Source organism: Aliarcobacter vitoriensis (genome assembly GCF_003316695.1).
Classification (GTDB): domain Bacteria; phylum Campylobacterota; class Campylobacteria; order Campylobacterales; family Arcobacteraceae; genus Aliarcobacter; species Aliarcobacter vitoriensis.
In genome coordinates this window covers 1-12,856 of record NZ_PDKB01000018.1, presented here as the reverse complement: position 1 = coordinate 12,856, position 12,856 = coordinate 1, and the positions used below count along the sequence as shown (strand labels likewise).

Genomic DNA, 12,856 nt, shown 5'->3' with positions numbered 1-12,856 from the left:
ATGCATATTTTTATATAAATTTATAGCTTTAACAATCTCTTTTCTGATGCTTTTTTTCTACAAGATAGATAACCTTTTTTTCCATTATTCAATATAGTTGGATAAATTGTGGCAAATACCCAATAATATCCACCAGATTTTGTAGAATTTTTTACATAACCAGTCCAAATTTCATCATTTTTTATAGTATTCCATAAATCTTCAAATGCACTTTTTGGCATATCAGGATGTCTTACAATATTATGTGGTTTTCCAATCAATTCATCTATACTATATTCAGCTATTTCACAAAAATCGTCATTTGCAAACTGTATTACTCCCTTTTCATCTGTTTGACTAACTAAAAAAGCATAGTCATCTAAAATTGTCTCTTTTTTTTCATTCATATTTATTCCTATAGAAATGATTTCTTGAGAAGATTGTATATAAGTTCTTTTTAAAATACTCTTATAGAAATAATTTCTATAGGAATAATATGTTAAATTTACCAGAGATAGTTACAGAAGAAGAGATTGAAGAATATTTTAAACTAATTTCTAAAAATGTTAAAAGATTGAGAAAAGAGAAAAATTTAAGTCAGCTAGAAGTTGCTTTGTCTATTGGACAAAAATCTTCAGGTTTTTATGCAAATACTGAAAATAATGCACATGGAAAACATTTCAATTTAGTTCATTTACTAAAATTATCAAAATTATTTGATACACCAATGGAAGAATTTTTTAAAGAAGAGTAAACTATTTTAACTCTTCTGGTTCGTGAAGATAATATCCTTGAGAATAGTCGATTTTAAGTTCTTGGACAATATCAAAAACCTCTTTATTATGTACAAATTCAGCAACAGTTTTTATATTCAAAGCCTTTGCAAAATCTACGATTGTTTTAACTGTAAGATAAAGATGTTCATCTTTATGAATGTTTTTTATTAAAGAACCATCTATTTTTACATAATCAACATCAAGCTTTATAATATATTCAAAATTTGAGTATCCAGTTCCAAAATCATCAATAGCAACTTTACAACCTAAATGTTTTACTTTTCGAATAAAGTTACCTACTTCTTCAAAGTTTTCAATTCCTTCACTTTCAACTATCTCAAAAGCTATAAATTCAGCTGTTTTTGTTCTAAGAAGTGTGTTGTATATAAAATCCATAGTATATGTATCTTTTAAATCTTCTAATGTTAAATTTATACTAAAATGTATATTTTTATCTTTAAAATATTCACATGCTTTTTTAACCAACATTCGCGTCATATTGAGATACAATTTTGATTTTTTTGCTTCTTCCAAAAATTTAAAGGGAGATAAAATTGTATTATCATTTAATTTCAATCTCATTAAAGTTTCATATTTTTCTTCACCTGTAAAGTTATTTATCATTTTTTGACCATACAATAATAAATTGTTATTTTCTAAAACACTTTTTAGCTGTTCTACAAGTGTTCTATTCTCTTGCAATTTATTATATAACTCTATGTTTTCATCTAAAAATAGTATTGATATATCTTTTTTTCTAGCAATCCGAACTGCAAATTCAGCTTTTGATAGTAAATTAGAACTATTATCTAAACAGTTACAAGCAACTCCTATCGCAACATTTATATAAAAACTATTATTAGCAACTAAAATTGGTTTTTGTGCAATATTTTCTATAATATTTTTACAAAGATACTTTAAATCATCTAAACTATTTTTATCATTAGATAATATTGCAAAAATATCATTTGATAATTTATATAAAATCAAATTTGAAGGAGTCAGTTTTTTAAGAATATCTGCAAATTTTTGAAGAACTTTATCTCCAGTTTCAAAACCGTAAAAATTATTTATATCTCTGAACCTATTTATGTTTATAACCGCTACTTTTGAAAATTCAGATTTTTTGATATCTTTTAAAAGTTTTTGTCTATTTGGTAGATTAGTAAGTTCATCTAAATATTGTTCTTGAATTATCTTTTCTTGTTCGTATATTTTTGTAATATCATATCTTATTGCCATAAACTCTATAATATTATCTTTATCATCAAATATTGGAAATACCGTTGTATCTACATAATAAGATTGTCCATCTTTTTTTCTATTTTTAATAATTGCTTTAAATACTTTTTTATCTAAAATAGTTGTCCATAACTCTTTAAAGACTTCTATTGGCATATCTTGATGTCTTATAATATTATGATTCTTACCTATTAACTCTTCTTTTGAATATCCAGAAACAGTACAAAAATTATCATTAACATAGGTTATCACACCATTTTTATTAGTTTTTGAAACTATGGAACTCTCATCTAAGGCTTTTTTATACTGATTTAAAAGAGTAAACTTATCTAAAATCTCTTCAATTTCATTTAAAAGAGTCTTATTATCTATTATCTCACCCAAAAAGACCCCTTACGGTTTTTAATATCTAAATTTAAAAATTTTAGCTAAAAAAAAGCTTTAAGATAAAGAAGACAAAAATCTTCTTTATCATTAATTTTTAAATTACTTAATGAGTTGGGATTATATTATAATATTTTGTAAATTATTATTAATTACAAAGCCGAAGCCATATTCAAGTAGTGATGAGCCATATAAGAACTTCTAGCATAAGGACTTGCTTTTACAAACTCAAAACCTAAATCATAAGCTAACTTTTCATATCTTAAAAACTGTTCAGGTTTTACATACTCTATAACTTTTTCAAAATCTCCACTAGGAGCAAGATATTGTCCTATACTTAAAAATTTACAACCAACATTTAATAAATCTTTAAATACTTGAACCATTTCTTCTTCTGTTTCTCCAAGTCCTACCATCAAAGCACTTTTTGTCTTAACTTTATCGCCACCTAGTTCTTTCAATTTTTTTAATACTTCCAAACTTCTTTCATAAGTTCCATTTCTTCTTATTTTATATAGACTTGGAACTGTTTCTACATTATGTCCTATGATTGTAGCACCTGATTCTATAGCTCTTTTAAGACTCTCTTCTTTACCTTTAAAATCAGGAATTAAAATCTCAACTTTTGTTTGTGGTGATTTTTCCAAAATATCTTGTGTTACTCTATAAAATTGTTCTGCTCCACCATCAGGTAAATCATCTCTTGCTGGACTTGTAATAACTACAAATTTAAGCCCAAGTCTTAAAACTGAAGTTGTAACTTTTTGTATTTCACTTAAATCAACTTCAGTTGGTCGTCCTGTTGTAACATTACAGTAAGTACATCTTCTTGTACAGATATTTCCTAAAATTAAAAAAGTTGCATTTTTATTTGCAAAACATTCACTTATATTTGGACATTTTGCCTCTTGACAAATAGTATGAAGTCCACCAACATCTTTAAGTAAATTTTCCATTTCTACTTGTGTATGTGGAGTTAATTTTTTTCTTAACCATTCTGGTTTTTTAAAATTTGCTGATTGCTTAAAATTCATTTGTTGTGTCATAATAGTTTATTCCTTACATAATTCATTATATATTTTTAATTCATCTTCATTTAATTCAGAATTTATAAATTCCGAGTTAAATGTTTTAGTAAATGCTATTTTTAATTTTTCTATTGCTTCTTTAAAATCTAATTTTACACCAAAACTTTCCAAACTACTACCATATTTTTTATCATTTTTTACATTTTTTATGGGAATAGAACCATGTTGAAAAATTACTTTCTTTGCTCTTTTTTGTGCATTTCCACCTATTTTTTGCCCATCAATTATAATATCATAAGCTTCAAATCCTACTTGACAAAAATTACTTTTGCTTAAAGTTATCTCTTTTATATCTTTTGCAAAAGATGCTTTAAAATCTAAATTTTCATAAAAAGCAAGTACAAACTTACATATCAATTCATAAGTTTCTTTTACGTTTTTATCTTCAATCATTTTTGATGGAACTATCAAAGAGTATGAAATATCATGTCCATGAAATAAAACTCCACCACCAGTTATCCTTTTTGAATAATTGTTTTTATAATCTTCTATCAAATTTTTATAATCTTGTGGATCTTGCCCTGCACCAAAGGTAACAGAATCTTGCCAAGAATATATTCTTAAAATTGGTAAATCATTATCTTTAAAGTTTTTAAATAGTGCATTATCTATATTTGAATTAACCTTTGCACTAAGATTATGTGATATAATCAATCTAAATTTATTATTGAATATCATTTATATTTATCCTAAAAAAATTTATATAAGTGAATTATAATTTATAATAGATTAAAATTGCAAATTAATTTTAAAAATTAAGAAAACTTTTATAAAGGATATTTATGCCTAAAAAACAATTAGAAGACATTAACCCACTTGAAACACAAGAGTGGATGGAAGCTTTAGAAGCTATTATTGAAGAAGAAGGTGTTGAGAGAGCTCACTTTTTATTGGAGAAATTAATTGATAAATCAAGAAGAAATGGTGCACATTTACCATATAATTCTACAACTGCTTATATTAATACAATTCCAACTAGTGAAGAACCTAAAATGCCAGCTAATATGGATTTGGAGAGAAAAATAAGATCTATTATTAGATGGAATGCACAAATAATGGTACAAAGAGCTTCAAATAAAGGTTTAGAGCTTGGAGGACATATTGCATCTTTCCAATCATCTGCTACACTTTATGATGTTGCTTTTAACCACTTTTTTAGAGCACCAAATGAAAAAGATGGTGGAGATTTAATATTTTTTCAAGGTCATATAAGCCCTGGTATCTATGCAAGAAGTTTCTTAGAGGGAAGATTCACTGAAAATCAAATGGATAACTTTAGACAAGAAGCATTTAATGATGGATTATCTTCATATCCACACCCCAAATTAATGCCTTCTTATTGGCAATTCCCAACAGTTTCTATGGGACTTGGACCACTACAAGCCATTTATCAAGCAAGATTTTTAAAATACCTTACAAATAGAGGAATAAAAGATTGTAGTGCACAAAAAGTATATTGTTTTATGGGAGATGGTGAGTGTGATGAGCCTGAATCTCTTGGAGCTATTGGAATGGCTGCACGTGAAGGTTTAGATAACTTAATCTTTGTTATAAATTGTAACTTACAAAGACTTGATGGACCAGTTCGAGGAAATGGAAAAATTATCCAAGAACTTGAAGGTGAATTTAGAGGAGCTGGATGGGAAGTTCTTAAAGTTATTTGGGGTGGACTATGGGATAGTCTACTTGAGAAAGATACATCAGGAAAACTTCTTGAACTAATGGAACAAACAGTTGATGGAGAATACCAAAACTTCAAACAAAAAGGTGGAGCATATACAAGAGAAAATTTCTTTAATAAATTCCCTGAAACTGCAAAATTAGTTGAAAATTTAAGTGACAATGATATTTGGAAACTTAATCGTGGTGGACACGATCCTGTAAAAGTTTATGCTGCATTTAAAAGAGCAACTGAAACAACGGGAAGACCAACTGTAATCTTAGCAAAAACTGTAAAAGGTTATGGAATGGGAAGTGCTGCTGAAGGTATGAATATCGCTCACCAAGTAAAAAAAGTAGATGTAAATCATCTAAAAGCATTTAGAGATAGATTTGATTTACCAATCAGTGACGAAGCTGTTGAATCATATTCATACTATAAACCAGAAGAAAGTTCACCTGAAGTTCAATACTTAAAAGAAAAAAGAGCTGCTCTAGGTGGATTTGTACCTCAAAGATTAGAAAAATTCACAAATAAAATGCAAATTCCTGCTTTAAGTGATTTTGAAAGTATTCTTGCAGGTAGTGGAGATAGAGAAATATCTACAACTATGGCATTTGTAAGAGTTTTAAATGTTTTATTAAAAGATAAAAATATTGGTAAACAAATAGTTCCAATAGTTCCAGATGAAGCTAGAACTTTCGGTATGGAAGGTATGTTTAGACAATATGGAATTTATTCAAGTGCTGGACAAAAATATATTCCTCAAGATAAAGACCAAGTTGCATTTTATAAAGAAGATATTAAAGGTCAAGTTTTACAAGAAGGGATTAATGAACTTGGAGCTATGAGTTCTTGGATAGCAGCTGCGACATCATATTCAGTAAATGATTATCCTATGATTCCATTTTATATTTTCTACTCAATGTTTGGATTCCAAAGAACTGGAGATTTATGTTGGGCAGCTGGAGATCAAAAAGCAAGAGGATTCTTAGTTGGAGGAACTTCAGGAAGAACAACACTAAATGGTGAAGGACTACAACACGAAGATGGACACTCACATATTTTAGCAAATACTGTTCCAAATTGTATATCATATGACCCAACTTATGGATATGAAGTTGCAGTTATTGTAAAAGATGGTGTTGAAAGAATGTATGGAGAAAACCAAGAAGATATTTTCTACTATATCACAACTTTAAATCAAAACTATGTACAACCAGCAATGCCTGAAGGTGCAGAAGAAGGAATTATCAAAGGAATTTATAAAGTAAAAACTTTTGAAGCAAAAAATGATTTCAAAGTTAAACTTTTAGGTTCAGGAACTATTTTCCAAGAAGCTATAAGAGCAGCAGAAATTTTAGCAAGTGAATATGATATTAAAGTAGATATTTACTCTGTTACTTCATACAATGAATTAACAAGAGAAGCTCAAGATACAGAAAGAGAAAATCTTTTAAATTTAGATAAAGAAGCAAAAGTTCCTTATATAGAAAAAGTTTTAGGAAGCAATGATGACAATATTGTTATTAGTGCAACAGATTATATGAAAGCATATTCAGAACAATTAAGACCTTATGTAAAAGGAAGTTTCAAAGCTTTAGGAACTGATGGTTTTGGTAGAAGTGATAGCAGAGCGAATTTGAGAAAATTCTTTGAAGTTGATACAAACTTTATTGTTTATACAACTTTAGCACAACTTTCAAAAGCTGGAAAATTAGATAAAAAAGTTGCTCTTGAAGCTATGAAAAAATATGAGATTGATTCAAATAGAATCTCTCCAAGAAATGCTTAAGGAGTAAATAATGGCAAAAGTTTATGATATTTTTATTCCTGATTTAGGTGCTGATAAAGATGTTGATTTAATCGATATTATGGTTAAAGTTGGTGATAAAGTTGAAGTTGAAGATGGACTTATAACTCTTGAAACAGAAAAAGCTTCTATGGATGTTCCTACAACTCATGCAGGAATTATTAAAGAGATTTTAGTAAAAGTTGGTGATAAAGCAAATAGTGGTGACTTAATAGCTAGAGTTGAAGTAGAAGATGATTCAGTTGCTGATGAACCAAAATCTGAAACTGTTGCTCCTGCTGTAAAAGTTGAAGAACCTAAAGTTGAAGCTGTAGCTGTTCAAACTCCAACACAATTTGTAAAAGAACAAACTATAAAATCAGTTGTTGAAGAAGTAAGAGTACCTGATTTAGGTGCAGAAAAAGATGTTGATTTAATAGAAATTATGATTCATGTTGGAGATATTATAGTAAAAGATTATAGTATCATCACTTTAGAAACTGAAAAAGCTTCTATGGATGTTCCAGCACCATTTGGTGGAGAAGTTATTGAGATTTTTGTGCAAAAAGGACAAAAAATAAATGGTGGAGATTTAATAGCAAAAGTTATTAAAACTGTTGTTGTTGAAGACAAAGTTCCAACTCCAGCATTTGCAGCAAACTCAACTCCTACAAAAGTTGAAAAAGCTACAAGTTCAACTCCTACAATTCAAGAAGTTGCTGCTATTAGTATAGAAAAAGAAGATAGTAAAGTTTTATCTAAAAAAGCTACAAAAGTTTATGCTTCACCATCTGTTAGAAAAGTAGCAAGAGAGTTTGGCGTTGATTTAGGATTTGTAAAAGGTAGTGGTGAAAAAGGAAGAATCTTAAAAGATGACATCAAAGCTTATGTAAAAGAACAACTAAATAAACCTGCATCTGCTTCAAGTATTGGTTTTGGATTTAATTTACCAGAATCAAAAGAGATAGATTTCTCTGTATTTGGTAAAGTTGAAAGAGTTGAACTTAGCCGTGTTCAAAAAGTTTCTGGACCATTTTTACATAAAAACTATCTATCAATGCCTCATGTTACACAATTTGATGAAACTGATATTACAGAACTTGAAGAGTTTAGAAAATCACAAAATGCAAAAGCTGTTGATTTTAAACTATCTCCTTTAGTATTTATCATTAAAGCTGTTCAAAAAGCTTTAGAAATTCATCCAAAATTCAACTCAAGTTTGAGTAGTGATGGGCAAGAATTGATTATGAAAAAATACTTCAATATTGGAGTTGCTGTTGATACACCAAATGGTTTATTAGTTCCAGTAATAAAAGATGTTGATAAAAAAGGTTTCAAAGATATAGCTATTGAGTTGGCTGAAATTTCTAAAAAAGCAAGAGATGGAAAATTAACAAGTGCAGATATGAGCGGTGGATGCTTTACAATTTCAAGTCTTGGTGGAATTGGTGGAACATACTTTACCCCAATTATAAATGCCCCTGAAGTTGCAATTTTAGGTGTTTCAAAATCTTCAATAAAACCAATTTATGATGGAAAAGAGTTTAAACCAAGATTGATTTTACCATTAAGTTTATCTTATGACCACAAAGTAATTGATGGTGCAGATGGTGCTAGATTTACTACAACAGTATCACAACTTTTAAGTGATATTAGACTATTAAGTCTATAAGGAGTTTATTATGACAGAAATAAAAACTCAAGTTTTAGTAATAGGAGCAGGACCTGGAGGATATTCAGCTGCTTTTAGATGTGCTGATTTAGGATTAGAAACAACTATAGTTGAGAGATACTCAACTTTAGGTGGAGTTTGTTTAAATGTTGGTTGTATTCCATCAAAAGCCCTACTTCACGTTGCAAAAGTTGTAGAAGAAGCAAAACATATAGAAAAAGCTGGTATCTTTTATGAAGAACCAAAAATAGATATAAAAAAAGTTGCAGAATATAAAAGTGGAGTTGTAAAAAAACTAACTGGTGGTTTAGATGCAATGGCTAAAATGAGAAAAGTAAACCATGTTCAAGGATATGCAAAATTTTTAGATGAACATAGTGTTGAAGTAGCTCTTACAAATAGTGATGAAAAAACAAAAATCACTTTTGAGTATTGTATTATTGCAGCTGGTAGTCAAAGTTCTAAAATGTCATTTATTCCACATGAAGATCCAAGAATTTGGGATTCAACAGATGCACTTGAAGTAAAAGAAGTACCAAAAAAACTTTTAATTCTTGGTGGTGGAATCATAGGGTTAGAGATGGGTACAGTTTACTCAACTTTAGGAAGCCAAGTTGATGTTGCAATTCGTGGAGATCAACTTATGACAGGAACAGATGCTGATTTGATAAAACTTTATACAAAAGCAAATAGTAATAGATTTAATATCATGTATAAAACTCAAACTCAAAGTATAATTCCAAAAAATGAAGGAATTTATGTAGAGTTTAAAGGTGAAAATGCTCCAAAAGAAGGAATTTTATATGATGCCGTTTTAGTTGCTCTTGGAAGAAGTGCAAATGGAAATAAAATCGGACTTGAAAATACAAATGTAGAAGTAAATGAGCAAGGTTTAATCAAAGTTGATAATCAACTGAGAACAAAGGTATCTCATATCTTTGCTATTGGAGATATTATAGGACAACCTATGCTTGCACACAAAGCTGTTCATGAGGGTCATGTAGCTGCTGAAGTTATTGCAGGTCACAAAGTATTCTTTGAACCAAAACAAATTCCATCTATTGCATATACTTTCCCTGAAATTGCTTGGGCAGGAATGACAGAGATTGAAGCTAAAAAAGCTGGAATAAACTATGAAGTTTCAACTTTCCCTTGGAGTGCAAGTGGTAGAGCACTAGCAAGTGATGTTTCAACTACTGGTCTTACAAAACTAATTTTTGATAAAGATACACATCAACTAATTGGTGGAGCAATTGTAGGAGAAAATGCTGGAGAACTTTTAGGAGAAATCTCTTTAGCACTTGAAATGGATTGTGATGCGCAAGATTTGGCTCTTACAATTCATGCTCACCCTACACTTCACGAGTCTATTGGTATGGCTGCTGAGATTTTCGAAGGAACAATCACAGACTTACCAAACGCAAAAGCTGTAAAGAGAAAATAATTTCTCTTTACAAATTGTAAGATTTTAGTTTACAATCTCTTACTCCAAAACTCTTGGATTTTTATTCTATCCGTTGGTAACTTCTTAGCAACATAAAGTAATATCAATCCAAAGATAAAAAGTCCTATATCAACAGCTAAAACTGTATATATTTCTTCATTCAAAAGTCTAATAGGACTAAATCCACTAAATATAAAGTGAACAATTGGACTTAAAGCAAACAATACTCCACCAATATATAAAAACTCTTTAGCTGTTTGATAAGAGTTTAACTTATAAAAAGAATAAGTTAAAGTTCCTATCCAAAAAGTTGCAAATAGTCCATGTTGAATAGCTACTCTATCTTCCATATCAAATGGAAGTATCCATTGTAAGAAAAATAAAAGTGCAGTTGCAGGAATAACTCCAACCATCCCAGCTAAGCAAAACTTTGAAACCCAGTTATATACAGGAGTTGTAGTTGGAAATTTTCTAGCTTGTTTTTCTAAATATAACAATACTCCAAATCCAACAGCTAAAGTACACAAAAGCATAGTTATAAATACAAACAATCTCAACCAAATTCCATGATTAACAAGTATATGTAAATAATGTATACTATCAGATATTATAAAACTATAATGTCTATTTTCAAATAACTTCTCTTCTATTAAACTTCCATCAACAGCACTTAAAGTAATACTTGGAAAAGTTTGTTCATCTTTTAAAAATGGTACATATTGATTATGTCCTCTAAATGTTATTTTTGCATCTTTATCTTCCCAATTTGTCAATCTTATCCATTTAAACTCTATATCTTTATTTATTTGTAAAGCTTTATTTGTAAGTTCATTTAAACTTAGCATTGAAGCTTCTATTCCACTTATTTCTACTTCTTCTTTTTTTGGGTTTTCTAACTCATTGAGATGCTCTTTATATTCCCAATAGTCACTAAATTCTCCTTTTGAAACTACATAAGTCATAAAGGAAGATTGTTTAACATAATGCATAGGAACATTTAAGTTTGCTCCACTCCAAACAATAAGTAAAAAAGGCAAAAATAACCAAATAAATATTTTTCTATGCCAATTTGAAAACTTACTTGATACACTTTTCCCACCATTTTGATATTTTATAATACTTACTTGTATCAATCCACCAATAATTAAAAATATTCCTGCAAGTGCAACAAAGCCAAAAACTTGTGTCATATATATTTTATACAAAGGTGCTCCATAGTGCATACCATTTAAGAACCAAGCTAGATTTGATTCTTCCTTTACTTTTTCTACTTCTTCATTTGTATTTGGATTAAAAACTTTTCTTTCCATAAATTGAGTAGATATAGTTAAATTTGGAGATTTATTTGGTAAGTTTACAAAAATAGTATTATATTTAGGATACTCCTTATCATCTAAAACTTTTTGTATAGTTTTATCAAAATCTATATTTTCGATATTTACTATTTTTTTATGATTAGATGGTCTTTCCCAATTTGCTATATATGGTAAGAATATTGCAAATATTCCAAAAAACAAAGCTATATACATAAATACTGAAAACCATATTCCTATTACTACATGTACTCTTTGTAATCTTTGTTTTAAAAGTTTACTATTCTCTTTATTTTCTTCTTCTTTTAATTTCTCTTCATTACATGATATTTTTATATTCATATTTATTTTATTCCTTTAAATTGTAAGTCACAACCTACGATTTATAAAAAAATCGTAGGTTTAATAAGATGCTTTAAAACTTATATTTTAAAGTAGCCATCCAATTTCTCTCTTCTCCATAAGAGTATGTTCCAAAGCTAGTTTTATACTCTTTATCTAAAGCATTTTTAATATTTACAAGTAAACTTAAGTTTTTATTGAATTCATAATTTGCCATCAAATCTACAACAAAGAAATCATCTTGTTTAGCTTCTCCAACTAAATCCTCACGACCTAGCCTAATATAAGTATTTTTCGTACCATTAACTCCAGTTTCATTTTGCCATCTTACTCCACCACCTAAAGTTAATTGTGGTGTAGCTTTATAAGTTGTAAATAGATTTGCAGTCCTAGTAGGTAAATAACCAGCATTTAATCTTTGTTTATCACTATTTTTAAGAATTGATGAAGAAAACCCTGTTTGAATTTGCCAATATGGAGTAATCTCTCCTGCAATTTCAAACTCCCAACCTCTGTTTTTTGTATCATCTTCTGCTTTAGAAGCACAAATATTAGTATCTGTAATTTTATAACAAATTCCATTTGCATCTTCATCTGTTACGGCAAGATTATCTTTACCTGATTGGAAAAGTGCAATACTAGAGTTTAATCTTCCATCAAACCACTCGCCTTTTAAACCCACTTCATAGTTAAATCCAGTTTCAGGATCAAGAAATTTATCATCTCTATCTTTTGCATTTTGTGGATTAAATATCTCTGTATAGCTTGCATATGTAGTTAAGTTATCTGTAAGATCATAAGTTAATGCTAGATATGGTAAGAAATTATCAAATTTTCTATCATCTGTAACCCTAGTACTATTACTAATAGATTTAGTTTTCCATTCACTATATCTTCCACCTAAAATTGCTGATAAATCATCTGTAAAATTTAATTTAGTTGATATAAACCCACCATATTGTTGTGTTTCAGTATTACCTGTACCTGATATTCCACCCCAAGTTGGTTCAGGAAATACAACTTTATTATTAATCATCTTAATATCTTGTAGAGATATATTTGATTTATTAAGAGATGTATAAGGACTTTTGCTTTTTTGTCCATTAAATCCAGCTACTAAATCATGAGTTTGACCAAATAGTTCAAAACTACCATTTAGTTTTA

The 12,856-nt window shown here is 28.8% G+C and carries 10 protein-coding genes; 4 read left to right on the top strand and 6 right to left on the bottom strand.

All coding sequences use genetic code 11. The features are described from left to right. Positions 1-20 precede the first annotated feature (20 nt). Positions 21-386, bottom strand: coding sequence for a PAS domain-containing protein (locus CRU91_RS09905; RefSeq protein WP_113895063.1), 366 nt, complete (start codon positions 384-386; stop codon positions 21-23). Between the two features lie 89 nt (positions 387-475). Between CRU91_RS09905 and CRU91_RS09900 the strand changes: the two genes are divergently transcribed. Further along, a complete protein-coding gene (locus tag CRU91_RS09900) occupies positions 476-733 on the top strand; it encodes a helix-turn-helix transcriptional regulator (protein WP_113895062.1) in 258 nt (85 codons plus the stop codon). A gap of 1 nt (position 734) precedes the next feature. Here the strand turns inward: CRU91_RS09900 and CRU91_RS09895 are convergent, their stop codons facing one another. The 3 genes from CRU91_RS09895 to CRU91_RS09885 all read right to left on the bottom strand — a co-directional run bounded on the left by CRU91_RS09895 (position 735) and on the right by CRU91_RS09885 (position 4,147). After that, entirely contained in the window at positions 735-2,381 is a 1,647-nt protein-coding gene (locus CRU91_RS09895; protein WP_113895061.1) for a bifunctional diguanylate cyclase/phosphodiesterase, read from the bottom strand. A gap of 152 nt (positions 2,382-2,533) precedes the next feature. Further along, the gene (gene lipA / locus CRU91_RS09890) at positions 2,534-3,427 is read right to left on the bottom strand and encodes a lipoyl synthase (RefSeq protein ID WP_235826993.1); all 894 of its coding nucleotides are present in this window, start codon (positions 3,425-3,427) and stop codon (positions 2,534-2,536) included. Between the two features lie 6 nt (positions 3,428-3,433). Continuing rightward, entirely contained in the window at positions 3,434-4,147 is a 714-nt protein-coding gene (locus tag CRU91_RS09885) for a lipoate--protein ligase family protein (RefSeq protein ID WP_113895060.1), read from the bottom strand. A gap of 104 nt (positions 4,148-4,251) precedes the next feature. Here CRU91_RS09885 and aceE point away from each other — a divergent pair, with 104 nt between their 5' ends. From aceE to lpdA, 3 genes are read left to right on the top strand one after another with little or no spacing between them, the layout of a single operon-like run. Beyond that, complete coding sequence (aceE, locus tag CRU91_RS09880) at positions 4,252-6,924, top strand: pyruvate dehydrogenase (acetyl-transferring), homodimeric type (RefSeq protein ID WP_113895059.1); 2,673 nt, start codon at positions 4,252-4,254, stop codon at positions 6,922-6,924. A gap of 10 nt (positions 6,925-6,934) precedes the next feature. Continuing rightward, positions 6,935-8,593 carry a dihydrolipoyllysine-residue acetyltransferase gene (locus tag CRU91_RS09875; protein WP_113895058.1) on the top strand — a complete coding sequence of 553 codons (1,659 nt, stop codon included), beginning with the start codon at positions 6,935-6,937 and terminating at the stop codon, positions 8,591-8,593. 10 nt (positions 8,594-8,603) lie between these two features. Next, complete coding sequence (lpdA, locus tag CRU91_RS09870; RefSeq protein ID WP_113895057.1) at positions 8,604-10,037, top strand: dihydrolipoyl dehydrogenase; 1,434 nt, start codon at positions 8,604-8,606, stop codon at positions 10,035-10,037. Positions 10,038-10,066: 29 nt separating this feature from the next. Here lpdA and CRU91_RS09865 read toward each other — a convergent pair whose 3' ends face one another. Beyond that, positions 10,067-11,692: a PepSY-associated TM helix domain-containing protein gene (locus tag CRU91_RS09865; protein ID WP_113895056.1), complete on the bottom strand. Its 1,626-nt coding sequence runs from the start codon at positions 11,690-11,692 to the stop codon at positions 10,067-10,069. Positions 11,693-11,765: 73 nt separating this feature from the next. Continuing rightward, on the bottom strand, positions 11,766-12,856 hold a 1,091-nt coding region (locus CRU91_RS09860; protein ID WP_113895055.1), incomplete at its 5' end, for a TonB-dependent siderophore receptor.